Origin of the sequence: Streptomyces sp. NPDC055966 (genome assembly GCF_042269865.1) — a bacterium.
In the GTDB taxonomy this organism is placed as follows: domain Bacteria; phylum Actinomycetota; class Actinomycetes; order Streptomycetales; family Streptomycetaceae; genus Streptomyces.
Genome location: NZ_JBHJYK010000001.1, coordinates 707,890 through 732,298, shown reverse-complemented (window position 1 = coordinate 732,298; position 24,409 = coordinate 707,890). Strand labels below are relative to the sequence as shown.

The window sequence follows — 24,409 nt, the reverse complement described above, 5'->3', positions numbered from 1 at the left end:
CCTCTCGTGCGAACCGTCGAACCGGGCATGAACGTACCTGCTGTGACGGACCCGCCACGCGGTGTTTAGCTACAAACCGGATATCTCATCCACGATCTGCCATGAAGTGCCATCCTTTGCGGCGCACTTGCGCCGTAGCCGTTGACGCCCTCGCGCGTTGGAAAGGTTGGACCGCAACAGTGCTGTGTGGTGGAGGCCGGCATGGAGACCAGCCAGAGCAACGAACCGTGTACGTCGTCGCCGTCGGGCGCGGCTGACGAGGCGGTGTGCGACCTCGTGACGGTGCCCGCCCGGCAGGGGCTGGAGGCGGTCGACATCCTGCGGCGCGGCTCCGGCGACGCGATGGGGCCCGTGCTCCACGACGGCGGCTGCGACACTCTCGGCTTCCTGGTCCCGGCCGGCACCGCGGCCTGCTGGGACGTGCCGGGCAGCACCTGCACCGGGACCGACGGGCGCGGTATGCGCCTGGCCCCCGAGCCGCCGGTGGAGGGCTCCGACTGGCTGCTGCCGCCCGGCGGTGCCGACCTCGCCACCGACCCGGTGGTGCTGCGCGAGGCGCTCGGCGAGGCCGCCCGGCTGATCGAGGCGGCCGACAGCTGCCGGTGAGGCACCCGGCCCCGGCACCTGCGAAAATGGGTCGGTGGGCAGGTCGAGGAGTACGAGAGACACGGGGCACACCGGGCGGCGCAGGCCGGCCGCCGCACAGCCCGTGGTGGAGGCGGTCGACGGCGGGCTCGCCGAGCTGGTCCCGGACCCCGACCACGGCCGGGCCTGGACGCTGCTGATCGACGGCGCCCCGCAGTCGCACGTCGACCTGGACGACCCCGCGTACCTCTCCTTCGAGTACCAGCGCCGCCTCGGCCATGTCATCGACCTCGTCGCCCCGCCCGGCAAGCCCGTACAGGCGGTGCACCTCGGCGGCGGCGCGTTCACCCTCGCCCGGTACGTCGCCGCCACCCGGCCCCGCGCCACCCAGCAGGTCGTCGAGCGGGACGCGAGCCTGGTGCAACTGGTGCGCCGGGAACTGCCGCTGGACCAGGGCGCCCGGATCAGGGTCCGTTCGGCGGACGCGCGCGTGGGACTCGCCAAAGTCCCCGACGGCTGGGCGGACTTGATCATCGCCGACGTGTTCAGCGGCGCCCGCACCCCGGCCCACCTCACCTCCACCGAGTTCCTGGACGAGGTTCGCCGGGCGCTGGGGCCCTTCGGGGTCTACGCCGCGAATCTCGCCGACGGCCCGCCGCTCGCGCATCTGCGCGGCCAGATCGCCACCGCCGCCGCCCGGTTCGCCGAACTCGCGCTGATCGCCGACGCGGCCGTCCTGCGCGGCAAGCGCTTCGGCAACGCGATCCTCGTGGCCTCGAACGCCCCGCTCCCGCTCGCCGAACTCACCCGGCGCGCCGCCTCCGACCCGCACCCCGCCCGCGTCGAACACGGCAAGCCGCTCACCGACTTCACCGGCGGGGCCGTACCCGTGACGGACGCGGCGGCCGTGGCCTCCCCGGCGCCACCGCCCTCCGTCTTCCGCTGAGGGCTAGGGGGTGTCGTTTGAATCATCCCGGCGTCGCGGGGTCTGGCACGCGCTCCCCCAGAGGGGGCACCCCCAGCGGCGTCGTCGTCACTCGCCGACTCCCCCACTCTCGGCTTTGCTCGAACGGGAGGGGCCCCACGACCCCGCTCGGGTCGGCCGGCCCGCACTGCTCATCACGGGCGGCCCGATCCAAACGGCACCCCCTAGTAGTTCCCGACCTCGACATGTGGCGGCCCGTCGTGCCAGGTGCAGAACACCGACACGCGGTCCGTGCCCCGGCTGAACTCCACCCGGATCCAGGTGTCGGTCTTCCACACCTGCATCGACCAGCCGGTCCCCGGCGTCGCCGAGACGAGCGTGGCGTCCGCCGCGCCCAGGTCGAACACCGCCCGGCCGCCGCCGGTGTCGTACGCCCTGACCTGGCCGGAGGCGGTCGCGGAGGCGGATGGGCCAGGAGTGCGGACCGGGGTCCGGGCGGGGGTCGGGGTCGGGCTCGGTGAGGGGGTGCGCACAGGGCCTGCGGAGGCGGACGGCGGCGGGGGCGCGGGCGTCGAGGACCGGTCCCGCGCGTCGGCCGCCGTGATCGGCAGGGCGCGCGGCGGGTCGTAGGCCGTCCCCGCCATGACCGTGTGCACACCCCACCACGACAGCGTGACCGCCGCTCCCGTCGCGAGCAGCCACGCCATCACCGGTACGAGTCCTTTGCGCATCGCGGGCCATACTGCCTCAGGACCCGCACGGGTTGTCCACAGGGCTGGAGTTGTCCACAGGCCCGGACCGGGTCCCACCGCATGGCGTACGGTGCGGCGCATGGCAAGTGTGCTCGTGGTCGAGGACGACCAGTTCGTACGCTCGGCGCTCATCCGGCATCTGACCGACGCCGCGCACACCGTGCGCAGTGTCGGTACGGCGCTGGAGGCGCTGCGCGAGGTCGCCCATTTCCGTTTCGACGTGGTCATCCTGGACCTCGGACTGCCGGACCTGGACGGCTCCGAGGCCCTGAAGATGCTGCGCGGCATCACGGACGTGCCGGTCATCATCGCCACCGCCCGGGACGACGAGACGGAGGTCGTCCGGCTGCTGAACGCCGGGGCGGACGACTATCTGACCAAGCCGTTCTCGGTCGACCACCTCTCCGCCCGGATCGCGGCCGTGCTGCGCCGGGCCCGCTCCGCGGGCGGGGAGGCCCCGCCCTCGCCGGTGCTCCGGGTCGGCGGGCTGAGCGTCGACCCGCTGCGCCGGCAGGCCGAGCTGGACGGCGTCCGCCTCGACCTCACCCGCCGCGAGTTCGACCTGCTCGCCTTCCTGGCCGGCCGGCCCGGTGTCGTCGTCCCGCGCAAGGAACTCCTCGCCGAGGTCTGGCAGCAGTCCTACGGCGACGACCAGACCATCGACGTCCATCTGTCCTGGTTGCGCCGGAAACTGGGGGAGACAGCCGCTCGGCCCCGCTATCTGCACACCCTGCGCGGCGTCGGCGTGAAGATCGAACCTCCCGTCGAAGGCGGAGCGGGCGGGGCGGACGGGCCCGGCGGGGGGCCGGCGCGATGAGGTGGGCCCTGGTCAGGGTCTGCCTGGCGGTCACCACGATGGTCGTGGTCGCCTTCGCCGTCCCGCTCGGGCTGGTCGTCCGGGAGATGGCCCGCGACCGGGCGTTCTCGAACGCCGAGCGGGAGGCCGCCGCCGTCGCGCCCGCGCTGTCCATCACCACCGACCGGGACAAGCTGGAGCGGGTGGTGGCCTCGGCCGGCGCCGACTCCGGGATGGCCGTGCACCTGCCCGCCGCCGACGGCCGCTCCGCGCTCGACCTGGGCAGACAGCGCGCCGCCGACCGCGACATCGAGGCCGTCCGCAGCATGGGCCGGGCCTCGACGACGACCGTCTCCGGCGGCTCCACGCTGCTCCAGCCGGTCGCGCTCGGCTCCGGCACCATCGCGGTCGTCGAGGTCTACGTCCCCGAGTCCGAGGTGACCCATGGCGTCGGCACGGCCTGGGCGGTGCTCGCGGGCGTCGGCCTGGCGCTGATCGTCGGCTCGGTCGCCGTCGCCGACCGGCTCGGGGTGCGCATGGTGGGGCCCGCGCAGCGGCTGGTGCGGGGCGCGCGCGAACTGGGCGAGGGCAGGCTGGGCTCCCGGGTGCCGGAGGACGGCCCGACCGAACTCAGACTCGCCGCCGTCGCGTTCAACTCCATGGCCGACCAGGTCGTCCAACTCCTCGCCAACGAGCGGGAACTGGCGGCCGACCTCTCCCACCGGCTGCGTACGCCGCTCACGGTGCTCCGGCTCAACGCGGCCTCCCTCGGCGCCGGTCCGGCCGCCGAGCAGACCCGGGCGGCCGTCGCCCAGCTGGAGCGCGAGGTCGACACCATCATCCGTACGGCCCGGGAGGCCAAGCCGCAGACGGCCATGGCCACGGCCGGGACCGGCGCCGGGTGCGACGCGGCCTCGGTGGTCCGTGAGCGCATGGAGTTCTGGTCCGCGCTCGCCGAGGACGAGGGACGCAAGTGGCGGGTGGCCGGCGTCGACGGTCCGGTGCGCATACCCGTGGCCCGCGCCGATCTGGCCGCGGCGCTCGACGCCCTGCTCGGCAACGTCTTCCGGCACACCGCCGAGGGCACCGCCTTCGCGGTCGACGTGCACAACGGCGAGGACGCGGTGATCGTGCTGGTCTCGGACGCGGGTCCCGGCATATCCGACCCGGAGTCGGCCATGGCCCGGGGAAGCGGCTCCGGGAGCGCCGGTTCGACCGGACTGGGCCTCGACATCGTGCGCCGGCTCGCCGAGTCCACGGGCGGCGACGTGCGCATCGGCTCCTCGGTGCTGGGCGGCACCGAGGTGCGGATCTGGTTCCAGCTGGACGGACGGCGGCCGGCGCGGGGGCGGGTGCACCGGCGCCGAACGCGCAAACCGGTCGCGACTGGTCTCGACCATTAACCGTCCCCGATCCCTTCCTTAAGCGCACCCTAAGGTCTTCAACCACCGTCCCGATCACTCGGTTTGTCCGATTCCGGATCGCTAGCGTGCTGCCGCACCCCACCCCCGTGAACATCGAAGGCAGGCATGCGCATGAGCACGCACCGGCGCAGGATCAGTGGCAGGAACAAGGCGATCGGCGGCCTCGTGGCCGCGGCCGCCGTCGGCGGCGGCGCGGTCCTGCTCACCGGCACCGCGAACGCGGCGAGCGTGAACGCCGCGTACACGAGGACCAGCGACTGGTCGACCGGCTACACCGCCCAGTACGTCGTCACCAACACCAGCGGCGCACCGGAGAAGACCTGGACGCTGGAGTTCGACCTCCCGGCGGGCGCCAGGCTGGGCTCGCTGTGGAACGGCGAGTCGAGTGTGAGCGGTTCGCACGTCACCGTGAAGCCGGCGAAGTGGGACACCGAGGGCCTCGCCCCGGGCAGGTCGGTGACCGTCGGCTTCGTGGTCGAGGGCGCCGGCGCCCCGACCGGCTGCCGTATCGACGACTCCCCGTGCTCGGCGGACAGCGGCCCCACCCCCGAGCCCAGCGGCCGCCCCACCGGGACCCCGTCCCCGGCTCCGACCCCGACGGCCACCAGGACCTCCACCCCCACCCAGAGCGCGACCCCGACCCCGACGCCGACCGCCTCCGGGACGACGGGCAGCGGCACCGCCGCCTCCGCCGGCTTCTCGCCGTACGTCGACACCTCCCTCTACCCGGCCTTCGACCTGGTCGGCGTGGCGAACGCGACCGGGGTGAAGAACTACAACCTGGCCTTCATCACCGACGGCGGCGGCTGCACCCCCAAGTGGGGCGGCGTGACCGACCTGACCGGCGACGCCGTCGCCCAGCAGATCGGCGCGCTGCGCGCCAAGGGCGGTGACGTCCGGGTCTCCTTCGGCGGCGCCTCCGGCTCCGAGCTGGCCACCACCTGCTCCTCCGCCGACGCGCTGGCGGCGGCGTACGGCAAGGCGATCGACGCGTTCAAGCTCACCAAGGTCGACTTCGACGTCGAGGGCGGCGCGCTGCCGAACACGGCGGCCAACACCCTGCGGGCCAAGGCGATAGCGAAGCTCCAGGCGCAACACCCGGGCCTGGATGTCTCCTTCACCCTCCCGGTGATGCCCGAGGGCCTCACCCAGGACGGCGTGAACCTCCTGTCCGACGCCAAGTCCAACGGCGCGAGGATCAGCACCGTCAACATCATGGCGATGGACTACGGCTCCTCCTACAGCGGCGACATGGGCGACTACGCCCAGCAGGCCGCCACCGCCACCCAGGCCCAGATCAAGGGCGTCCTCGGGCTGTCGGACGCCGCCGCCTGGAAGGCCGTCGCCGTCACCCCGATGATCGGCGTCAACGACGTCTCCTCCGAGACCTTCAAGGTCGACGACGCCACCCAGCTGGTGAACTTCGCCAGGTCCAAGGGCCTCGGCGGCCTGTCGATGTGGTCCGCGGCCCGCGACAAGCAGTGCCCCGGCGGCGCGAAGAACTCCGCCGACCCCACGTGCAGCTCGATCGTCCAGTCCCCGTTCGCCTTCTCGAAGGCCTTCGGCGCCGTCAACTGAACCCCGCGACACGGCGGACCGGGCGCGGCACCCCCAGGGTGCCGCGCCCCCGCCGCCTCGTCAGGCGGCGGAGTCCACCGGCGGCAGCGTCCCCGTCCGTGCCACCTCGCCGTACCAGCGGGCGCTCGACTTCGGGGTGCGCTCCAGCGTCGAGTAGTCCACGTACACCGCGCCGAACCGCTTGCCGTAGCCGTACGCCCACTCGAAGTTGTCCATCAGGGACCACAGGTAGTAGCCGCGCACGTCGGCGCCGTCGGTGATCGCGCGGCGCACGGCCGACAGGTGGCCGTGCAGATAGGCGATGCGCTCGGGGTCGTGGACGCGGCCCTCGGGGTCGGGCTTGTCGTCGTAGGCCGCGCCGTTCTCGGTGATGTACAGCGGCAGGCCCGGGGCCTCGTGCGCGTAGCGCGTGATCAGGTCGTACAGGCCCGTCGGGTCGATGGTCCAGCCCATCTCCGTGCGCTCGCCCGGCGTCTGGTGGAAGAGCACGTCGTCGGCGCCCGGCCAGGGGGAGTGCTCGCTCGCGCCGTGGCCGTCCGCCCGGGGGCCCGCGACCGCGCCGGACATGGCCGAGACCAGCGCCGGGGTGTAGTAGTTCAGGCCCAGCGCGTCCAGTTTCGCGCCCGCCGTGCGCACATCGCCGTCGAGGACGTACGACCAGTCGGTGACCGACGCCGTCGCGGCGAACAGCGACTCGGGGTAGGCGCCGTGCAGCATCGGGCCGTGGAAGATCCCGTTGGCGAGGTCGTCGATCCGGCGGGCCGCGGCCAGGTCGGCCGGGTCCTGCGAACGCGGCCGGACCACAGAAGAGTTGAGGCTGACCGCGATCCGGTTGCGGGCCGGCATCACCGAGCGCAGCGCCGAAGCCGCCAGCCCGTGCGCCAGGTTGAGGTGATGGGCGGCACGCAGCGAGGCCTCCGGGTCGGTACGGCCGGGCGCGTGCACCCCGGAGCCGTAGCCCAGGAAGGCGCTGCACCAGGGCTCGTTGAGGGTGGTCCACAGCTCCACCCGGTCGCCCAGCGCCTCGCCGACCAGCCGCGCGTACTCGGCGAAGCGCAGCGCGGTGTCCCGCTCCGGCCAGCCGCCCGCGTCCTCCAGCTCCTGCGGCAGATCCCAGTGGTAGAGGGTGAGCGACGGCTTGATGCCGTGCGCCAGCAGCTCGTCCACCAGCCGGCGGTAGAAGTCCAGGCCCCGCTGCACCGCCGGGCCCCGGCCGGTCGGCTGCACCCGGGGCCAGGAGACCGAGAAGCGGTACGCGCTCAGGCCCAGCTCCGCCATCAGCGCCACGTCGTCGCGGTAGCGGTGGTAGTGGTCGACCGCGATGTCACCGGTCTCGCCGCCGGCCGTCCGGCCCGGCGTATGGCTGAAGGTGTCCCAGATCGAGGGGGTACGGCCGTCCTCCCGCACCGCCCCCTCGATCTGGTACGCCGAGGTCGCCGCGCCCCACAGGAAGGCCGGCGGGAACGTCACGGAGGGGACGGAGGAGACAGACTCAAGCATGGAAGCGCTCCCATATGGGGTCGTAGGAGACCGACGGAACAAAGAAGTGAGGGGGCAGGGGGCGGGGCGGCGGTGCCCCGGCCCCCTTCGGCGGACGCGGGCGCTCAGCCCTTGACCGCGCCCTGCATGATCCCGCCCACGATCTGCTTGCCGAAGACCGCGAACACGAGCAGCAGCGGCAGCGTGCCGAGCAGCGCGCCCGCCATGATCAGGGACTGGTCGGGGGTGTAGCCGCGGCCCAGCGCCGAGACCGCGACCTGCACGGTCGGGTTGCCGTTCTGGGTGAGCACCAGGAACGGCCACAGGAAGTCGTTCCAGGTCTGCACGAACATCAGCATCCCCAGCACCGCCATCGCCGGGCGGGCCGCCGGGAACACGATGTGCCACACCACCCGCCAGCTGCTCGCGCCGTCCACCCGGGCGGCCTCGATCAGCTCGTCCGGCAGCGCCTGCATCAGGTACTGCCGCATGAAGAACACGCCGAACGCGCTGACCAGCGACGGCAGGATCACGGCCTGCAACTGGTCGGTCCAGTCGAGCCTGGCGACCATCATGTACAGCGGGATGACGCTCAGCTGCGGCGGCACCATCATCGTGCCGATCACGATCAGCATCAGGGCACTCCGGCCCTTGAACCGCAGCTTGGCGAAGGCGAACCCGGCGATCGTCGAGAGGAAGACGATGGTCGCCGCCGAGACGCCCGCCACGAACGTGGTGTTGAGGAAGGCCTTGCCCAGATTGGCGTCGTTCCAGGCGACGTTCAGGTTGTGCGCCAGGTTCGAGCCGAACCAGAACGGCGGCGGCGTCTCGGCCAGCCGGTTGTTGTCGCGCGACGCGGCGATCGCCGTCCACACCAGCGGGAACAGCGAGCCGAGCGAGAACAGGATCAGCACCGCGTAGGCGAGGGGGCCCGCGTGCAGCGTCCCGCCGGCCCGCGCCGACTTCGGCCGCCGCGTCCGCCGGGGCTCCTTCGCGGTCGCGTCGGTCGGGGTCAGGGTCGTCGTCACGGCCGTACTCCTAACTACTCTCGCGCAGGCGGCGCGAGATGACGTAGTTGACGATCCCGATCACGATGAGGATCAGGAACATCGTCCAGGCGATCGCGGAGGCGCGGCCCAGGTGCTGGTTCACCCAGCCCTGCTCGTACAGGTACAGGCCGAGTGTCTGGAACTGGTGCTCGGCGCCGCCGGAGGCGCCCTTGTTGGCGTCGAACATCAGCGGCTCGCCGAAGAGCTGGGAGGCCCCGATGGTCGACACGACACAGGTGAACAGGATCGTCGGGCGCAGCTGCGGCAGCGTGACGTGGAAGAACTGCTGCCAGCGGTTGGCGCCGTCCAGCGCCGCCGACTCGTACAGGTCCTGCGGGACGGCCTGCATCGCCGCCAGGTAGATCAGCGCGTTGTAGCCGGTCCAGCGCCAGACGACGATCGAGGAGACCGCGATCTGCGAGGGCCACTTGTCGTTCTGCCAGTCGACGTGACCGCCGCCGACGAAGTGCAGCGCCCAGTTGATCATGCCGTAGTCGCGGCCGAAGAGCAGCACGAAGACCAGCGAGGCGGCGGCGATCGACGTCGCGTACGGCGCCAGCATCACGACGCGGAAGAACGTCGACGCGCGCAGCTTGTAGTTGAGGATGTGGGCGAGCCCCATCGCCATCGCCAGCTGCGGGACGGTCGAGATGATGCCGATGGTCAGGGTGTTCTTCGCCGCGTTCCAGAAGAAGTCGTCGTCGAAGATCCGGGTGTAGTTGTGCAGCCCCGCCCACTGCATGTCGGTCGGCGCGGTCAGCTCCACCGTGTGCAGCGAGGCCCAGCCCGTGTAGATCAGCGGGAAGAGGCCGAACGCCACGAAGAGGAGGAAGAAGGGGGAGACGAAGGCGTACGGGCTCCAGCGGATGTCGCGCTGCCAGCGCCGGGACAGCCGCGCCCGCCGCCGCTCGTCCGTCGTCCGTACCACTTCGGGGCGGGCCGGGGCCGCGCCCCCCTTCGCGGGGGGCGCGGCGGTGTCGTGCCGGGTGGCCATGCCGGTCACTTCTCCAGGTTGTTGTCGATGGTCTTGACGGCCGTGGACCAGGCCTCGTCAGCGGACTTGCCCTTCGTCACCAGGATGACGCCGTTGTCCGTCAGGCCCTGCTGGATGATCTGGTCCTTCGGCCCGATCGGCTGGTTCGGGATGGACTTGGCGGCCTGCGCGAAGATCGCGCCGATCGGGGCGTCCCCGGTCATCTGGTTCTTCGCGCCGGTGACCTGGGACATGGCGTACGCGGGCGGCGCGCTCGGGAAGCTGCCCTGGACGGCGAAGAGCTTGGCCTGCTGGGCGGGCGCGGTCAGCCAGGCGACGAACTTCTCGGCCTCGGTGACGTGCTTGCCGGACTTGGGCACGGCGAGGAAGGTGCCGCCCCAGTTGCCGGCCTGCGGCGCCTGGGCCACGTCCCACTGACCGGCGGCGTCCGCCTTCGACTTGCCCTTGATGTAGCCGAGCATCCACGGCGGGCAGGCCACGGAGGCGAACTTGCTGTTGGAGATCAACTGGTCCCAGCCCGGCTGGAACTGCGGCTGCGACTGCACCAGTCCGTCCTTTGCGGCCTGTGCCGTCAGGTTGAAGGCGCTCTTCACGGCCGGGTTCGTCTTGTAGACGACCTTGCCGGAGGAGTCGTAGAACTTCTGGCTCGCGCTGCTGAGGATCGCGTTGAGCAGACCGCCGGGGGAGTCCATGAAGGTGCTGCCCTTGGGGGCCTTCTTCTGGTACTGCTCGCCGGCGGTGACGAGCTTGCTCCAGTCGCCGGCCCACAGCTTGGACACCTGGTCGCGGTCGGTGGGCAGGCCGGCCGCCTTGAACATGTCCTTGCGGTAGCAGATCGCCATCGGGCCGATGTCGGTGCCGAGGCCGACCGTCTGCCCGTCCTTGGTGGTGGCCTGCTGCCACTTCCAGTCCAGCCAGTTGCCCTTGTCCACGCCCGCGACCTTGGAGAGGTCCTCCAGCTTGGCCGCCTGGGTCTGCACGACCTCGGCGATGTTGCCGACTTCGACCGCCTGGACGTCCTGGAGGCCGCTGTTGGTGGTGAGGTGGTTGACCAGGGCCGGGTAGTAGTTCTCGTTCTTCTCGATCACGTTCTCCTGGATCGAGATGTCGGGGTGGAGCTTCTCGTAGTCGGTGTAGAGCCCGGCCTCCTTGAAGCCCATGGCGCCGAACAGGCCCAGGGTGATCGTGGTCTTGCCCTTGCCGCCGCCACCGCCCGAGGTGTCCGACGAACCGCCGCTGTCCTTGGCGCAGCCGGCCAGCAGTCCCGTGGTCAGCGCGGCCACGGCCGCGAGGGCCCCCAGCCTGCGGGACCGGCGGATGCTCGTGCGCATTGCGTCCTCCTGTTGCCTGACGTGCCGACCCCCCGGCCAACTGCACTGTTGGGCCCGTCTGTCACTCGCTGCGGCTCGGGCGGGGAACGTGCGGGATGTGTATGTGTCAGGTGGTGTGGGAGCGCTCCCACACGTGATGGGTTGAAGAGTCGTCGCTCGGGGGCGGGGTGTCAAGGGAGCGGACACGCGGGAGTGCCTTCGGTTATCGGAGCGTTAGCCGGGGTGGGTCGGCAGCTCCCAGGGGCAGCTGCCGCGGTGAAGGGTGCCTGTTACATTCGGCCAGCACAGACGATGCTGCGGAAAGGCGGAGCCCATGGCAAGCCACGGAGCGCGGGGCCGGAGCGGTGGGCGGCCCACGCTCGAAGAGGTCGCCGCACGGGCCGGGGTCGGCCGGGGCACGGTCTCGCGGGTGATCAACGGCTCGCCCCGGGTCAGCGACGCCACCCGCGCCGCGGTCGAGGCCGCCGTCGCCGAACTGGGTTACGTCCCCAACACCGCGGCCCGCGCCCTCGCGGCCAACCGCACCGACGCGATCGCCCTCGTCGTCCCCGAGCCCGAGACCCGCTTCTTCGCCGAGCCCTACTTCTCGGACATGCTGCGCGGTGTCGGCGCCGAACTCGCCGACACCGAGATGCAGTTGCTGCTGACCTTCGCGGGCAACGCCCGGGGGCGCCGGCGCCTCGCCCAGTACCTCGCGGCGCACCGCGTGGACGGCGTCCTGCTGGTCTCGGTGCACGCCGACGACCCGCTGCCCGATCTGCTGGCCCAGCTGGAGATCCCGGCCGTGATCAGCGGCCCGCGCTCGGCCGGCGAGACGCTCACCTCGGTGGACTCCGACAACTACGGCGGCGCCCGCTCGGCCGTCGAGCACCTGCTGGCCCGGGGGCGCACCGAGATCGCGCACATCACCGGCCGCCTCGACGTCTACGGCGCCCAGCGCCGCGTCGACGGCTACCGCGACGCCCTGCGCGACGCGGGCCGCGAGACGGACGAACTCCTCGTCGAGCCGGGGGACTTCACGGAAGAGGGCGGCAGGCGGGCCATGTCCGTCCTGCTGGAGCGGCACCCCGGCCTGGACGCGGTCTTCGCCGGTTCGGACGTGACGGCGGCGGGCGCCCGCCAGGTGCTGCGCGAGGCGGGCCGCCGTATCCCGGACGACGTGGCGCTGATCGGCTACGACGACTCCGCCATCGCCCGCCACATGGACCCGCCGCTGACCAGCGTCCGCCAGCCCATCGAGGAGATGGGCCGCGCGATGATCGACCTGCTGCTCGCCGAGATCGCCGACCGGCGCCCGGCCGCCTCCCGGGAGCTGGAGCGACGGCATGCGGTGCTGCCGACGGAGCTGGTGGTGCGGGCGTCGTCGTAACGGACTCCGAGGCCATGGCGTCAGAAGCGGCCCCAGGCCACGAACGCGGCCAGCGCGATGTAGGCCAGGTCCACCGCCACCAGGCGGTACTCGTGCCGTCGGGCGCGGGTGAGCGCGGCACCGGTCATCAGCAGCACCAGACCGAGGGCGGCCAGCGGGACCAGCACCGGTGCGATGCCGAGGGCGGCGGGCAGGACCAGGCCCGCCGCGGCCAGGACCTCCAGGACTCCGATGGCCTTCACGGCGCCGGCGCCGAAGTCGTCGACCCAGCGGCCACTGGCCCCGGCGGCGGCGATCTTCTCCTTCGGGGTGATCACCTTGTAGCCGCCGCCCGCCAGGTAGGCGGCGGCCAGCAGTCCGGCGACGATCCACAGGGCGACGTTCATGGTTCTCTCCTCGCGGGGTGGTTGCGCGTGCTGTGCTGTCGCCCCTCTGAGACAGGACACCCGGGCACGCTGTGAAGGAGGAGGATGTGATGTGCGTCTCCGCAGAGACGTCCGCAGGGACGGACGCGTACGCGTACCGGCCGCTGCTGTTCTCCGTCGCCTACGGGATGACGGGCTCCGTGGGCGACGCCGAGGACCTCGTGCAGGACGCCTTCCTCGGGCTGACCCGGGCGCGCCGGGCGGGCACCGTGATCGCCGACCTGAAGGCGTACCTGACCACGGCGGTGACCCGGCTCGCCATCAACCACCTGAAGTCGGCGCGGGTACGACGCGAGACCTACGTGGGCGACTGGCTGCCCGAGCCGGTCGTGGTCGCCGCCGACGGGTCCGGGCCGGCCGAGCACGCCGAGCTGTCCGACGCGCTGTCGATGGCGTTCCTCGTGCTGCTGGAGGTCCTCTCGCCGGTGGAACGCGCGGTGTTCGTGCTGCGCGAGGTCTTCGGGTACGGCTACCCGGACGTGGCGCGGATCACCGGCAAGTCCGAGGCGAACTGCCGGCAGATCTTCGCCCGCGCCAGGAAACGCGTCGCCCCCGGCGCGCGGCCGGCTGGCCCCGTGCCGCTCCCGGTGCGGCGGGCGGAGGGCGCGCGGCTGGCCGACCGGTTCTTCGCGGCCGCCGACAGCGGTGACCTAGACGCCCTGCTCGGCATGCTCGCTCCCGACGTGGTGTTCCAGGGCGACGGCGGCGGCAAGGCGCAGGCGCTCGGGGCGTCGGTGACCGAGCCGCGGCGGATCGTCCACCTGCTCGTCGGCGGCTTCCGCCGGGTCCGGAAGCTCGGTGCCGTCCTCGAACCGGCCTGGGTCAACGGCCGCCCGGGTGGGGTCACTTACGACGCCGAGGGCCGCGTGGCCAGCGTGGTCGTGCTCGACATCGCCGACGGCGCGGTCCGGGCGATCCACGCCGTGTCCAACCCCGACAAGCTCGCTCACCTCGGACCGGTGTCCGGCATCGGGCTGCTGCCGGGACCGCGACCCACCGGGGGTCAGACCGCGTAGCGGCCGGGCGCGAACAGGTGGAGGTTGCCGCGGATCCAGTCCGAGGTGCGGCGCAGGCCCTCGTCGAGGGAGACCTCCGGCTTCCACGAAGCCCAGGCGCGGGCCCGGGAGTTGTCCGACAGCAGGCGGTGCACCTCGCTGCCGGCCGGGCGCAGCCGCGCCTCGTCCACGACGATCTCCGCGTCCCGCCCGGAGACGGCGATCAGCTTGCGGGCCAGGTCGCCGATGGCGATCTCCTCGCCGGTGCCGAGGTTGACGACGTCACCGAGCGCCCGGTCGCACTGCGCGACGGCGAGGAAGCCGCGCGCGGTGTCGGTGACGTAGGTGAAGTCACGGGTCGGGGTCAGCGAGCCGAGGCGTATCTCGTGGGCGCCGGCGTGCAGTTGGGCGAGGATCGTGGGGATCACGGCGCGGGCGGACTGGCGGGGGCCGTAGGTGTTGAAGGGCCGCACGACCGTCACGGGCAGGTCGAAGGCGTGGTGGTGGGAGAGGACCATCATGTCGGCGCCGATCTTCGAGGCCGAGTACGGCGACTGCGGCTGCAGCGGGTGGTCCTCGCCGATCGGGACGGTCAGGGCGGTGCCGTAGACCTCGCTGGTGGAGGTGTGCACCAGCCGGCGCACCCGGTGCCGGCGGCAGGCCTCGGCGATGTGCTCGGTGCCGGTGACGTTGACGGCGACGTAGGCGCCCGGGGAGTCGTAGCTGTAGGGGATGCCGATGAGGGCGGCGAGGTGGAAGACGGTGTCGCAGCCGGCCACGGCGTCCGTCACCCGGCCCGGATCGCGCACGTCCCCCGCGATCAGCTCCACCTGCGGGTGGTCCTGGAGACGGGCGAGGTTGCCCTTCTCGGCGTACGGCTTGTAGTGGACGAGGGCGCGGACGGTGGCGCCCTCGCGGACGAGCAGGTCGACCAGCGTGGAGCCGATGAAGCCCTCGGCTCCGGTGACGAGGACGGTACGGCCGTGGAAGAAGCCGGTCGTGGGGTGGGCGGTCGCGTTCATGGCGGGGCCTTTCTCAGCGGGAGTGGGAAACAGGGGCGGGCAGCGGGTGACCCGCGAGCCGGAGGACCTTGCGGGCCAGCCGGTCGGCCGCGTCCCGGTGCAGCGCGCCGACGCCGGCCGCGGCCGCGGCACGGGACATGGCGTCCAGCCGGCGCGGGTCGTCGAGCAGGGGGCCGGCGAGGGCGTCGAGGGACGCGGCCGTGGTCGCCTCGTCCCGCAGCAGCACCCCCGCGCCGATGCCGGTGAGGGTGCGGGCGTTGTGCGTCTGGTGGTCACCGGGGGCGTGCGGGTACGGCACGAGGACGGCGGGCAGGCCGATGGTGGCCAGCTCGGCGACGGTCGCCGAGCCCGCCCGGCACACCAGCAGATCGGCGGCGGCGTACGTCCGGTCGATGCGGTCCAGGTAGGCCACGGCCTCGGCGACCCGGTCGGCTCCGGCGGCGCGCAGCCGGGCGCGGGCCTCCGCCAGCGCCGCGGGCCCGGTCTTGATCAGCAGCCGTACGTCGGTGCGCTCCCGCCAGCGCTCGGCGAGCCCGAGGGCCGCCTCGGTGAGCCGGGCCGCGCCCAGGCTGCCGCCGTTGACGAGGAGCAGCCGGGTGTGCGCGCCGACGCCCAGTTCCCGGCGGGCGGCCTCGCGCGCGCCCGCCCGGTCGAGGGCGGCCAGCGGGCCGGACAGCGGCATGCCGACCAGCTCGGGCCGGCCGGACGCGGGCAGCCGGTCGCCGCCCGCCTCGAAGGCGAGCGCGATGTGCGGGGTGAGCCGGGCGGCGAAGGCGTTGGCCCGGCCGGGCACCGCGTTGGACTCGTGGATGACGCTCGGCAGCGAGGCGAGGCGGGCGCCGAGGATGACGGGGGCGCTCGGATAGCCGCCCATGCCGACGGCGACCCGCGCGCCCTGTTCCCGCAGGATGGCCCGGCACTGTCCGGCCGACTTCAGCAGCGCGGCGGGCAGGGTGAAGCGTTTCGCGCCGAGGGAGCGGTCGAAGGGAATCATGTCGACCGTGTGCAGCCGGTACCCGGCCTCGGGGATGAGCCGGGTCTCCAGGCCGCGCTCGGTGCCGACGAAGGAGATCACCGCGTCGGGCACCCGGCGGCGCAGCGCGTCGGCCAGCGCGAGCCCGGGGTAGATGTGGCCGCCGGTGCCCCCGGCACCGATCACGACGGAGAGCGGAGTGTCCATGCCCGGCACGCTCGCGAGCCGTTCTAAGAGGCTTATAAGAGAGCGGTTTGGCACGCTGGGGCCATGAACGACGCAGCGTACGCCCCGTCCCCCGGCGCCTTCGGGCGGGTCCTGGTGGTGGACGACGACCCGGAGGTGCGGGCCGCCCTGGAGGACGGACTGACGCTGGAGGGCTTCACCGTGCGCGGCGCGGCGGACGGCCACGCGGCGCTCGCGGCGGTGGTGGACTGGGAGCCGGACGCCCTGGTGCTGGACGTGATGATGCCGGTGGTGGACGGGCTGGCCGTGTGCCGGCAGCTGCGGGCGCTGGGCGACCGTACCCCGATCCTGGTGCTCACCGCGCTCGACGCGGTCAGCGACCGGGTGGACGGTCTGGACGCGGGCGCGGACGACTATCTGGTCAAGCCGTTCGCGCTGGACGAGCTGGCGGCCCGGCTGCGCGCCCTGCTGCGCCGCGCCGGCCCCGGCGAGCTGCCGCAGCCGGACGCGCCGCGCTTCGCCGACCTGCTCCTGGACCCCGAGAGCCGCTCGGCGGTGCGCGCGGGCCGGCGGCTGGAGTTCACCCGCACCGAGTGGGCCCTGCTGGACCTGCTGCTGCGCCACCCGGGACAGGTCCTGGAGCGGGAGACGATCATGCGCTGGGTGTGGGGCCGCGACCTCGGCCCCGACTCCAACTCCCTTGCCGTGTACGTCGGTTATCTGCGCCGCAAGCTGGAGGCGGGCGGCGCCCCGCGTCTCGTGCACACCGTGTACGGCGTCGGCTACGTCCTGGACGAGCGATGACCCGCACCCGACCCCGCCTTCGGCCCCGACCCCGCCGGCACCGCCGCCCCCCGCTGCGCCGCCGGCTGGCGCTCACCGCCTCCGCCGCCGTCGCCGGCGTGGCGCTGGCGGTGTGCGCGGGCGCGTACGCCGTCACCGTCTACACCCTGAACCGGCAGTTCGACCTCCAGCTCACCCAGGCGGCGACGCTGGCGATCCAGCAGCACCAGCAGAACGGGCCCGGCGTGCAGGCCGGCGAGTGCCGCTATCTGGCCGCGCCCGCGTGCGCCCAGCTCGTGCCCGCGTCGGCCGCCGACGACCCGAAGGAGAGCTATCTGCTGCCCGTCACCGGCGCCGTGCGCCAGGTCGCGGGCCGGGACCGGGCGCCGTACTTCAGCACCGCCTCGGTGGCCGGTCACCCGGTGCGGGTGCTGACCACGCCCGCGGGCAAGGGCCTGGCCATGCAGGTGGCGCTGCGCTCCGACGGGGTACGGCGGGCCGAGCGGCAGGTCGCCGGGCTGCTGGCGGTGATCGGCGGGGCCGGGGTGCCGGTGGCCGCGCTGCTCGGCTACTGGGTGTCCCGCTCGGGCCTGGCCCCGGTGGCCCGGCTGACCTCGACGGCGGAGCGGATCACCGCCACGCGCGACGCCGGGCACCGCATCGAGCTGCCGCCCGGGCCGTCCGGTCCGCGCGGCCGGGAGGACGAGATCACCCGGCTCGCGGTGAGCTTCAACACCATGCTCGACGCCCTGGAGGAGTCTCTGGCCGCCCAGCGGCGCCTGGTCGCCGACGCCTCGCACGAGCTGCGCACCCCGCTGACCGCCCTGCGCGCCAACGCGGAGATCCTGCTCCGGGCGGACCGGCTGACCCCGCGCCAGCGGGAGCGCGCGACGGGCGCCCTCACCCGCCAGCTGCGGGAGGTCACGAACCTGGTCAACGACCTGATCGACCTGGCCCGCGACGAGGAGCCGCAGCAGGCGCTGGAGGTGGTGCCGCCGACGGCCCTGCTGGAGCATGCAGTGGCCGCCGCCCGGGACCACTGGCCGCACATCGGGTTCGCCCTGGAGACCGACCCCTCGGCCGCCGCCACCCTGACGGCTGCCGTCCCCAGCCGTCTGACCAGGCTGTTCTCCAACCTCTTGGACAACGCGGCGAAGTTCTCCCCGGCGGGCGGCCGCGTCGAGGTGGCCGCGCTGCACTCACCGCGGGACGGCCGGCTGGAGATCACCGTCCGCGACCACGGCCCCGGCATCGACGCCGCCGACCTGCCCCATGTCTTCGACCGCTTCTACCGCTCCCGCACCGCCCGCGCCCTGCCCGGCTCCGGGCTGGGCCTGGCCATGGCCCGGCAGATCGCCCACACCCACGGCGCCGAGCTGACGGCCCACCAGGCTCCGGGTGGCGGCGCCCTGTTCCGGCTGCGGCTGCCGGCGAACGAAAACAGCCGGTGACCCGTCTCGCGACGGAGTCACCGGCTGATCGATGAGGGTGAGTGACGGGACTCGAACCCGCGACATCCTGGACCACAACCAGGTGCTCTACCAGCTGAGCTACACCCACCACGACCGGTGGTGGAACTTGTCGTTTCCCCGACCGGCCGAGAAGAAGTCTACAGGGTCCGCAGGGGTGCTCGCGCACATGTTTTCGCGAGCACCGGTCCCGGGGCTACTGCGCGGGCAGGACGTACTTGGCGGCGATCGACTTCGCCGTGTCGGAGTCCGGGCCGGGCTGCGGGACGAAGACGGCCTCGCGGTAGTAGCGCAGCTCGGCGATCGACTCGCGGATGTCGGCGAGGGCCCGGTGGTTGCCGTTCTTCTCCGGGCTGTTGAAGTACGCCCTCGGGTACCAGCGGCGGGCCAGCTCCTTGATGGAGGACACGTCCACGATCCGGTAGTGGAGGTAGTCCTCCAGGGTCGGCATGTCGCGCAGCAGGAAGCCGCGGTCGGTGCCGACGGAGTTGCCGCACAGCGGGGCCTTGCCGGGCTCCTTCACGTGCTCCCGCACATACGCGAGGACCTGCTCCTCGGCGTCCTTCAGCGTCGTGCCGTTCGGGAGCTCGTCGAGCAGCCCGGACGCGGTGTGCATCTGACGCACCACCTCCGGCATCGTCTCCAGCGCCCGCTCCGGCGGGCGGATGACGATGTCCACCCCCTCGCCGAGTACGTTCAGCTCGGAGTCGGTGACGAGGGCGGCAACCTCGATGAGAGCGTCGTCGGACAGCGAGAGGCCGGTCATCTCGCAGTCGATCCACACCATGCGATCGTTCATGCGACCACCCTAAATCGGGCTGGTGATTTTCGGTCCCCCCGTGCCGAGTGCTCCGCAGGAGCGCCGGGGACGGCCGTCGGGAGTCCGCGGCTTCGTCGTGGCCGGTCGCGCAGTTCCCCGCGCCCCTGTCGGGGCGCGGGGAACTCGACTCGCTCAGCTGCCGTGCCTGGGCCCCGGCAGCAGACCGACCGCGCCCGCCGCCTGCCGGCGGCTCTGCATCGGGACGCCGCTCTCCGGGTGGAGGAGGGCGGGGACCGGGCCGGTCACCGGGCCCGGTCCGGGCAGGCCGGTCGGGGCACCGGGCTGGGGCAGCGCGGGCTCCGCCTCACCCGGCCGGTCGCCCTGCGGCCGACGGGCGCGGTAGGCGGCCCGGTAGGCGGCGGGGGACGAGCCGAGCTGACGGCGGAAGTGCCCGCGCAGCGCGACGGGGGAGCGGAAGCCGCAGCGGCCCGCCACCTCGTCCACGCTGTAGTCCGACGTCTCCAGCAGCCGCTGCGCCTGGAGCACCCGCTGCGTGATCAGCCACTGCAGCGGCGCGCTCCCGGTCAGCGAGCGGAACCGGCGGTCGAACGTACGGCGGCTCATGTAGGCGCGTGCCGCCAGCGTCTCCACGTCGAACTGCTCGTGGAGGTGTTCCAGCGCCCAGGCGACGACCTCGGCCAGCGGGTCGGCGCCGATCTCCTCTGGTAAAGAGCGGTCCAGGTAGCGCTCCTGGCCTCCTGTCCGGCGCGGTGGGACGACCAGGCGGCGGGCCAGCGCGCCGGCCGCCTCGTTGCCGTGGTCCGTCCGCACGATGTGGAGACAGAGATCGATTCCGGCCGCCGTACCCGCCGACGTGAGCACGTCGCCGTCGTCCACGAAGAGCTCTCGCGGATCGACGTGCACCGACGGATAGCGCTTGGCCAGCGTCGGCGCGTACATCCAGTGGGTCGTCGCGGGACGGCCGTCCAGCAGGCCCGCCGCCGCGAGGACGAAGGCGCCGGTGCACAGCCCGACGATGCGGGCGCCCTCCTCGTGTGCCCGGCGCAGGGCGTCCAGCGCCTCCTCCGGTGGCGGCGAGGTGATCGAACGCCAGGCCGGTACGACGACCGTCCCGGCGCGTGAGATCGCCTCCAGGCCATGCGGTGCGGTCAGTTCCAGGCCCCCTGTGGTCCGCAGTGGACCTTCTTCGCCGGCGCACACCAGCAGTCGGTAGCGCGGCACGCCGGCGTCCTGGCGGTCGATCCCGAACACCGACAGCGGAATGGAACTCTCGAAGATGGGGCCGCCGCTGAACAGCAGCACCGCGACGATCTCCTTGCGGCGGCGCCCGGAGAGTTTCCGGGCCGCGGCTTCCGGCGCGGCAGTGGAGTCGTGGCTCATACTGCTAAGCCCCCCTCGGTGGTCGCGGCTCCTCGGTTGTGTCGCTCCTGCACGTTTCCCCTCGGTCCTGCACGAGTCCCCCGCCGTAAAGACAGTCAAGATCGAATCTACTGGCTACCGCGGTCTCACGGTGGCCGGTTCGACACGCCGGACATTGTCGACATGACAACTTGGCGTGAAGCATTCGATCACGAAGCGTTGCACTCGCGGGGGGTGTAGGGAAGTGCGCCTTGTCGCGGTGGCCGAACCGCGTAGGGTGCGCAGCCGCCGATGGACCCTTTCCGTGCAGGTCAAACGGGGGTTGGGGGGTGGTTGCGACCCCCCTGGGTCGACATTGAGAAGTTGGCTGAAAAGAAACCTTCGGGGGTACGGAAACAGGTCAGTTGACCGGTGTCCGTCCCCGGGGGCGACGTCTGCCGCTTTGCGGGCCGGAACGGTCGGCGTACCGCGCGGCGCACCGCTCCGATCGCCGCAGCAGCACCCGGCACACGGCCGTGACGGCGGCCAGCCCCAGCGCGGCCCCCACGGCGCCGGCCAGCGAGGTGCCGTACCAGACCAGGACGACGGGGACGAGGACGCAGCTGAAGGCGGCCCAGCGGATCACCTCGCCCGCGCCGTCCGGCGGCGCCGGACGTGGCCGTGCGGCGGATCGCGGTCCGGGCATCTCGTACTCCCCTTCGTACTCCCCGGGTGTACTCCTTGGGGGTACGTCCGGGGTGGTGGCTCGCCCGGTTCAACGCCCGTTCGGCCACTCGGTCACCGGTCGATCACGACTCGCGCGGGTGTTAACCGTGTGCAAACCGCCTGTACGGGGCAGCAACCATTGCGTTACGGGCGCGGCTCGTGCATGCTCCGGTGAACCCACTCCCCGACGTCGGGGGACCGCTTACGGAGCGTGCGCGGGATCTGGGCCCGGGAGGCGTGCCGCCGTACCCTTGGGGGTATGGGGTTGGGAAGATGTTTCCCGGACACAGCTCCGTGCCTGCTCCGACGCGCAACTGTCGTCCCCGCCCGTAAAGGATCAAGACGCCGAGACAGCCATGGCCGGTCACGAATTCTTCGACCCAGCGGACCGCAAGCGGCCCGTCGCCGATCCCACGGCGTCCGAGCCCCTGGCGGCGGAAGAGCCACGCCCCTCCTGCGACCCAGCCTTCCGGCACGGAGTCGTCGTCGGCTTCGACGGCTCCACCTCCAGCGAGCGTGCCCTCGCCTACGCCATCGGCATGGCCCACCGCTCCCACGCCGGCCTGATCATCGTGCACGTCGCCAACCGGCTGCCGACGACCGTGTGGGCCGGCTGCGAGCCACCGGTCTTCGTCGACGTGCCGGACCACCGCACCGAGGTCCTCGGGCTCGAACTGGCCTGTGCGGACTATCTGTCCGAGGTGCCCTGGATCCTGGTCGAGCGCGGCGGGGACATCTGCCACGAACTCGAAGAGGTCGGGCGGGAGTACGAGGCGGACGCGATCGTCGTGGGCTCCACGCACGGCATCGTCGGCCGCATCTTCGGCTCGGTCGCCGGGCGGCTCGCCAAGCGGGCGCAGCGGCCCGTGATCGTCATTCCCTGAGTACGCCAACTCCCTTTGTGCAGCGCGAAACTACTCGCGCGTAGAGGTGGTTTGTGCCCTTGTGAAGGGCATATATCGGTCACCCCGCAACGGCACAGCATGAAGGGAGCCCGCCGTGGACAACGGAAGTACTACGGTGGTCGGCCGACTCGCCCTGGGAATCACCCTGTTGGCGTTCGGTCTCGGTACGACAGGCGTGATCCACGGCGTGGCCGCGTCCGACGCCGTGTCAGTGGCCCACTATGTGGGCGGAGTTGCCCTGTTCCTCGTCGGCCTGCTGGCCTTCCGTGGTGGCGACGGCGTTTCCGGTACGGGCTTCGCGGCCCTCGGCGCGCTGTGGTTCACCTGGGCGGTCGGCGGTCACTCCTCCGCCGACGCGGCCGGGCTCTTCCTCCTCCTGTTCGCCCTCGTGGCGCTCACCCTGACCCTCGCGGGCGGGGACAGTCTGGGGCAGGTCATGCACGGGCTGCTGTTCCTGGCGATGCTGGTGCTGGCCGTCGCGGCCTTCGCCGACAGTTCCTCTCTCGCCAAGGTCGGGGGCTGGGTCGCCGCTGTGTCCGGCGCGGTGGCCTGGTACGCGGCGACGGCCGCGCTGGCTCACTGGCCGACGGCTCTTCCCGGTCGTGCCGCGGGCCGGGGGGTGACGGCCGCCGGCTGATCCGAGCAGCACTGAACGGACCCCCACGTGAAGGTGGCCACGTGGGGGTCCGTTCTGCTGTCGCGGAACTACTCCACCGTCACCGACTTCGCCAGGTTCCGCGGCTTGTCGATGTCCCGGCCGAGCGCCTTGGCCGTGTGGTAGGCCAGCAGCTGGAGGGGGATGCCCATCAGGATCGGGTCCAGTTCGTCCTCGTTCTTCGGGACGACGATCGTCTGGTCCGCCTTCTCCTGGTGCTGGTGGGCCACCGCGAGGATCTTGCCGCTGCGGGCCTTGATCTCCTCCAGGGCGGCGCGGTTCTTCTCCAGCAGGTCGTCGTCGGGGACGATCGCGACCGTCGGCAGGGCCGGCTCGATCAGGGCCAGCGGGCCGTGCTTCAGCTCGGAGGCGGGGTAGGCCTCGGCGTGGATGTAGGAGACCTCCTTCAGCTTCAGGGAGGCCTCGCGGGCCACCGGGTAGCCCCGGACGCGGCCGATGAAGAGCATCGAGCGGGCGTCGGCGTACAGCTCGGCCAGCTCCTTGATCTGCTCCTCCTGCTTGAGGATCTCGGTGATCTGGTCCGGCAGCCTGCGCAGGCCCTCGATGATCCGCTTGCCGTCACGGACCGACAGGTCACGGGTGCGGCCGAGGTGCAGGGCGAGGAGGGCGAAGGCCACGGTCATGTTCGTGAAGCACTTCGTCGAGACCACGCAGACCTCGGGGCCGGCGTGGACGTAGATCCCGGCGTCGGCCTCGCGCGCGATCGCCGAGCCGACGACGTTGACGACGCCGAAGACCCTGGCGCCCTTGCGCTTCAGCTCCTGCACGGCGGCGAGGACGTCGTACGTCTCACCGGACTGGGAGACCGCGACGTACAGGGTGTCGGGGTCGACGACCGCGTTGCGGTAGCGGAACTCGGAGGCCGGCTCGGCGTCGGCGGGGATGCGGGCCAGCTCCTCGATCATCTGGGCGCCGATCATGCCCGCGTGGTACGAGGTGCCGCAGCCGAGGATCTTCACACGGCGGATCTGCCGGGCCTCGCGGGCGTCCAGGTTGAGGCCGCCGAGGTGCACGGTGGAGAAGCGGTCGTCGATGCGGCCGCGCAGCACGCGGTCCACGGCGTCGGCCTGCTCGAAGATCTCCTTGTGCATGTAGGTGTCGTGGCCGCCCATGTCGTACGACTCGGCCTCCCACTCCACGGTCGTGGGCTCGGCGGTGGTGCGCGTGCCCTCGGTGGTGTAGGTGCGGAAGTCGTCGGCCTTCAGGGTGGCCATCTCGCCGTCGTCGAGGGTCACTATCTGGCGCGTGTGCATGACCAGGGCGGCGATGTCGGAGGCGACGAACATCTCCTTCTCGCCGATGCCGAGCACGACCGGGGAGCCGTTGCGGGCCACCACGATCCGGTCGGGGAAGTCGGCGTGCACGACCGCGATGCCGTACGTGCCCTCGATCGCCCGGACCGCCTGGCGGACCTTGTCCTCCAGCTTCTCGGCGGCGGAGCGGGCGATGAGGTGGGTGAGGACCTCGGTGTCGGTCTCGGAGAGGAACTCGACGCCGTCCGCCTCCAGCTTGCGGCGCAGGTCGGCGGCGTTGTCGATGATGCCGTTGTGGACGACGGCGACCTTGCCGTCGGCCGACATGTGCGGGTGGGCGTTGACGTCGGAGGGGGCGCCGTGGGTGGCCCAGCGGGTGTGGGCGATGCCGGTGGTGCCCTTGAAGCGCGCCGGGACCTTGGCCTCCAGGTCGCGCACCCGGCCCTTGGCCTTGACCATCTTCAGACCGGGCGTCTTCGGAGAGGAGACGACGATGCCAGCGGAGTCGTAGCCGCGGTACTCCAGCCGCTGCAGCCCTTCGAGCAGCAGCGGGGCGACGTCACGCTTTCCGATGTATCCGACAATTCCGCACATG

The 24,409-nt window shown here is 72.3% G+C and carries 23 protein-coding genes and 1 tRNA gene; 11 read left to right on the top strand and 13 right to left on the bottom strand.

The features are described from left to right. Nucleotides 1-201 precede the first annotated feature (201 nt). Nucleotides 202-606 (top strand): hypothetical protein, encoded by a 405-nt coding sequence (locus tag ACFC8N_RS03355; protein ID WP_356037671.1) that lies wholly within the window; start codon nt 202-204, stop codon nt 604-606. A gap of 34 nt (nt 607-640) precedes the next feature. Beyond that, nucleotides 641-1,531, top strand: coding sequence for a spermidine synthase (locus tag ACFC8N_RS03350; protein WP_376285906.1), 891 nt, complete (start codon nt 641-643; stop codon nt 1,529-1,531). Nucleotides 1,532-1,734: 203 nt separating this feature from the next. On the opposite strand, the gene ACFC8N_RS03345 is transcribed toward ACFC8N_RS03350, so the two are convergent. Beyond that, nucleotides 1,735-2,241, bottom strand: coding sequence for a hypothetical protein (locus ACFC8N_RS03345; RefSeq protein ID WP_376285903.1), 507 nt, complete (start codon nt 2,239-2,241; stop codon nt 1,735-1,737). A 100-nt stretch (nt 2,242-2,341) separates the two neighbouring features. Here ACFC8N_RS03345 and ACFC8N_RS03340 point away from each other — a divergent pair, with 100 nt between their 5' ends. The 3 genes from ACFC8N_RS03340 to ACFC8N_RS03330 all read left to right on the top strand — a co-directional run bounded on the left by ACFC8N_RS03340 (nt 2,342) and on the right by ACFC8N_RS03330 (nt 6,060). Next, nucleotides 2,342-3,079, top strand: a complete 738-nt coding sequence (locus tag ACFC8N_RS03340; RefSeq protein ID WP_376285900.1) for a response regulator transcription factor — start codon at nt 2,342-2,344, stop codon at nt 3,077-3,079. Continuing rightward, nucleotides 3,076-4,461: a HAMP domain-containing sensor histidine kinase gene (locus ACFC8N_RS03335; protein ID WP_356037679.1), complete on the top strand. Its 1,386-nt coding sequence runs from the start codon at nt 3,076-3,078 to the stop codon at nt 4,459-4,461. The genes ACFC8N_RS03340 and ACFC8N_RS03335 overlap by 4 nt, the downstream gene beginning before the upstream one ends. Nucleotides 4,462-4,593: 132 nt before the next feature. Next, nucleotides 4,594-6,060 carry a cellulose binding domain-containing protein gene (locus tag ACFC8N_RS03330; protein ID WP_376285896.1) on the top strand — a complete coding sequence of 489 codons (1,467 nt, stop codon included), beginning with the start codon at nt 4,594-4,596 and terminating at the stop codon, nt 6,058-6,060. A 60-nt stretch (nt 6,061-6,120) separates the two neighbouring features. Here ACFC8N_RS03330 and ACFC8N_RS03325 read toward each other — a convergent pair whose 3' ends face one another. The 4 genes from ACFC8N_RS03325 to ACFC8N_RS03310 all read right to left on the bottom strand — a co-directional run bounded on the left by ACFC8N_RS03325 (nt 6,121) and on the right by ACFC8N_RS03310 (nt 10,913). Beyond that, nucleotides 6,121-7,560 (bottom strand): GH1 family beta-glucosidase, encoded by a 1,440-nt coding sequence (locus tag ACFC8N_RS03325; protein ID WP_362821228.1) that lies wholly within the window; start codon nt 7,558-7,560, stop codon nt 6,121-6,123. Between the two features lie 104 nt (nt 7,561-7,664). Then, a complete protein-coding gene (locus ACFC8N_RS03320; RefSeq protein WP_356037688.1) occupies nt 7,665-8,567 on the bottom strand; it encodes a carbohydrate ABC transporter permease in 903 nt (300 codons plus the stop codon). A 10-nt stretch (nt 8,568-8,577) separates the two neighbouring features. Further along, the gene (locus ACFC8N_RS03315; protein WP_356037721.1) at nt 8,578-9,582 is read right to left on the bottom strand and encodes a sugar ABC transporter permease; all 1,005 of its coding nucleotides are present in this window, start codon (nt 9,580-9,582) and stop codon (nt 8,578-8,580) included. A gap of 5 nt (nt 9,583-9,587) precedes the next feature. Then, entirely contained in the window at nt 9,588-10,913 is a 1,326-nt protein-coding gene (locus ACFC8N_RS03310) for an extracellular solute-binding protein (protein ID WP_356037691.1), read from the bottom strand. Between the two features lie 313 nt (nt 10,914-11,226). Here ACFC8N_RS03310 and ACFC8N_RS03305 point away from each other — a divergent pair, with 313 nt between their 5' ends. Beyond that, a complete protein-coding gene (locus ACFC8N_RS03305) occupies nt 11,227-12,282 on the top strand; it encodes a LacI family DNA-binding transcriptional regulator (RefSeq protein ID WP_356037694.1) in 1,056 nt (351 codons plus the stop codon). A 20-nt stretch (nt 12,283-12,302) separates the two neighbouring features. On the opposite strand, the gene ACFC8N_RS03300 is transcribed toward ACFC8N_RS03305, so the two are convergent. Continuing rightward, the gene (locus tag ACFC8N_RS03300) at nt 12,303-12,668 is read right to left on the bottom strand and encodes a DoxX family protein (RefSeq protein ID WP_356037696.1); all 366 of its coding nucleotides are present in this window, start codon (nt 12,666-12,668) and stop codon (nt 12,303-12,305) included. Nucleotides 12,669-12,757: 89 nt separating this feature from the next. On the opposite strand from ACFC8N_RS03300, the gene sigJ reads away from it, so the two are divergent. Beyond that, nucleotides 12,758-13,723, top strand: a complete 966-nt coding sequence (gene sigJ / locus ACFC8N_RS03295; protein ID WP_356037699.1) for an RNA polymerase sigma factor SigJ — start codon at nt 12,758-12,760, stop codon at nt 13,721-13,723. Here sigJ and ACFC8N_RS03290 read toward each other — a convergent pair. Together ACFC8N_RS03290 and ACFC8N_RS03285 are read right to left on the bottom strand one after the other, a co-directional pair. After that, nucleotides 13,711-14,724, bottom strand: coding sequence for an SDR family NAD(P)-dependent oxidoreductase (locus ACFC8N_RS03290; protein WP_356037701.1), 1,014 nt, complete (start codon nt 14,722-14,724; stop codon nt 13,711-13,713). The two genes, sigJ and ACFC8N_RS03290, sit on opposite strands and share 13 nt — an antisense overlap. A gap of 13 nt (nt 14,725-14,737) precedes the next feature. Further along, entirely contained in the window at nt 14,738-15,904 is a 1,167-nt protein-coding gene (locus tag ACFC8N_RS03285) for a glycosyltransferase (RefSeq protein WP_376285888.1), read from the bottom strand. Nucleotides 15,905-15,967: 63 nt separating this feature from the next. Between ACFC8N_RS03285 and ACFC8N_RS03280 the strand changes: the two genes are divergently transcribed. Next, nucleotides 15,968-16,687 (top strand): response regulator transcription factor, encoded by a 720-nt coding sequence (locus ACFC8N_RS03280; protein WP_362821226.1) that lies wholly within the window; start codon nt 15,968-15,970, stop codon nt 16,685-16,687. Continuing rightward, the gene (locus tag ACFC8N_RS03275) at nt 16,684-18,117 is read left to right on the top strand and encodes a HAMP domain-containing sensor histidine kinase (RefSeq protein ID WP_356037709.1); all 1,434 of its coding nucleotides are present in this window, start codon (nt 16,684-16,686) and stop codon (nt 18,115-18,117) included. The genes ACFC8N_RS03280 and ACFC8N_RS03275 overlap by 4 nt, the downstream gene beginning before the upstream one ends. A gap of 36 nt (nt 18,118-18,153) precedes the next feature. Here the strand turns inward: ACFC8N_RS03275 and ACFC8N_RS03270 are convergent. The 4 genes from ACFC8N_RS03270 to ACFC8N_RS03255 all read right to left on the bottom strand — a co-directional run bounded on the left by ACFC8N_RS03270 (nt 18,154) and on the right by ACFC8N_RS03255 (nt 20,960). Further along, a tRNA-His gene (locus ACFC8N_RS03270) sits at nt 18,154-18,226 on the bottom strand. 105 nt (nt 18,227-18,331) lie between these two features. Then, a complete protein-coding gene (orn, locus tag ACFC8N_RS03265) occupies nt 18,332-18,934 on the bottom strand; it encodes an oligoribonuclease (RefSeq protein ID WP_356037712.1) in 603 nt (200 codons plus the stop codon). Nucleotides 18,935-19,087: 153 nt separating this feature from the next. Beyond that, nucleotides 19,088-20,296, bottom strand: coding sequence for a helix-turn-helix domain-containing protein (locus ACFC8N_RS03260; RefSeq protein ID WP_356023261.1), 1,209 nt, complete (start codon nt 20,294-20,296; stop codon nt 19,088-19,090). 379 nt (nt 20,297-20,675) lie between these two features. Beyond that, entirely contained in the window at nt 20,676-20,960 is a 285-nt protein-coding gene (locus ACFC8N_RS03255) for a hypothetical protein (RefSeq protein ID WP_376285883.1), read from the bottom strand. Between the two features lie 376 nt (nt 20,961-21,336). Between ACFC8N_RS03255 and ACFC8N_RS03250 the strand changes: the two genes are divergently transcribed. Together ACFC8N_RS03250 and ACFC8N_RS03245 are read left to right on the top strand one after the other, a co-directional pair. Beyond that, the gene (locus ACFC8N_RS03250) at nt 21,337-21,864 is read left to right on the top strand and encodes a universal stress protein (protein ID WP_356023257.1); all 528 of its coding nucleotides are present in this window, start codon (nt 21,337-21,339) and stop codon (nt 21,862-21,864) included. A 115-nt stretch (nt 21,865-21,979) separates the two neighbouring features. Beyond that, nucleotides 21,980-22,522 (top strand): GPR1/FUN34/YaaH family transporter, encoded by a 543-nt coding sequence (locus ACFC8N_RS03245; protein ID WP_356023255.1) that lies wholly within the window; start codon nt 21,980-21,982, stop codon nt 22,520-22,522. 68 nt (nt 22,523-22,590) lie between these two features. Here the strand turns inward: ACFC8N_RS03245 and glmS are convergent, their stop codons facing one another. Then, nucleotides 22,591-24,408 (bottom strand): glutamine--fructose-6-phosphate transaminase (isomerizing), encoded by a 1,818-nt coding sequence (gene glmS, locus ACFC8N_RS03240; RefSeq protein WP_362819719.1) that lies wholly within the window; start codon nt 24,406-24,408, stop codon nt 22,591-22,593. Between the last annotated feature and the right edge of the window lies 1 nt (nt 24,409).

Coding starts and splice junctions, on each gene's coding strand:
- ACFC8N_RS03355 (WP_356037671.1), top strand. CDS start 202: ATGGAGACCAGCCAGAGCAACGAACCGTGTACGTCGTCGCCGTCGGGC.
- ACFC8N_RS03345 (WP_376285903.1), bottom strand. CDS start 2,241: ATGCGCAAAGGACTCGTACCGGTGATGGCGTGGCTGCTCGCGACGGGA.
- ACFC8N_RS03340 (WP_376285900.1), top strand. CDS start 2,342: ATGGCAAGTGTGCTCGTGGTCGAGGACGACCAGTTCGTACGCTCGGCG.
- ACFC8N_RS03335 (WP_356037679.1), top strand. CDS start 3,076: ATGAGGTGGGCCCTGGTCAGGGTCTGCCTGGCGGTCACCACGATGGTC.
- ACFC8N_RS03330 (WP_376285896.1), top strand. CDS start 4,594: ATGAGCACGCACCGGCGCAGGATCAGTGGCAGGAACAAGGCGATCGGC.
- ACFC8N_RS03325 (WP_362821228.1), bottom strand. CDS start 7,560: ATGCTTGAGTCTGTCTCCTCCGTCCCCTCCGTGACGTTCCCGCCGGCC.
- ACFC8N_RS03315 (WP_356037721.1), bottom strand. CDS start 9,582: ATGGCCACCCGGCACGACACCGCCGCGCCCCCCGCGAAGGGGGGCGCG.
- ACFC8N_RS03310 (WP_356037691.1), bottom strand. CDS start 10,913: ATGCGCACGAGCATCCGCCGGTCCCGCAGGCTGGGGGCCCTCGCGGCC.
- ACFC8N_RS03305 (WP_356037694.1), top strand. CDS start 11,227: ATGGCAAGCCACGGAGCGCGGGGCCGGAGCGGTGGGCGGCCCACGCTC.
- ACFC8N_RS03300 (WP_356037696.1), bottom strand. CDS start 12,668: ATGAACGTCGCCCTGTGGATCGTCGCCGGACTGCTGGCCGCCGCCTAC.
- sigJ (WP_356037699.1), top strand. CDS start 12,758: ATGTGCGTCTCCGCAGAGACGTCCGCAGGGACGGACGCGTACGCGTAC.
- ACFC8N_RS03290 (WP_356037701.1), bottom strand. CDS start 14,724: ATGAACGCGACCGCCCACCCCACGACCGGCTTCTTCCACGGCCGTACC.
- ACFC8N_RS03285 (WP_376285888.1), bottom strand. CDS start 15,904: ATGGACACTCCGCTCTCCGTCGTGATCGGTGCCGGGGGCACCGGCGGC.
- ACFC8N_RS03280 (WP_362821226.1), top strand. CDS start 15,968: ATGAACGACGCAGCGTACGCCCCGTCCCCCGGCGCCTTCGGGCGGGTC.
- ACFC8N_RS03275 (WP_356037709.1), top strand. CDS start 16,684: ATGACCCGCACCCGACCCCGCCTTCGGCCCCGACCCCGCCGGCACCGC.
- orn (WP_356037712.1), bottom strand. CDS start 18,934: ATGAACGATCGCATGGTGTGGATCGACTGCGAGATGACCGGCCTCTCG.
- ACFC8N_RS03260 (WP_356023261.1), bottom strand. CDS start 20,296: ATGAGCCACGACTCCACTGCCGCGCCGGAAGCCGCGGCCCGGAAACTC.
- ACFC8N_RS03255 (WP_376285883.1), bottom strand. CDS start 20,960: ATGCCCGGACCGCGATCCGCCGCACGGCCACGTCCGGCGCCGCCGGAC.
- ACFC8N_RS03250 (WP_356023257.1), top strand. CDS start 21,337: ATGGCCGGTCACGAATTCTTCGACCCAGCGGACCGCAAGCGGCCCGTC.
- glmS (WP_362819719.1), bottom strand. CDS start 24,408: ATGTGCGGAATTGTCGGATACATCGGAAAGCGTGACGTCGCCCCGCTG.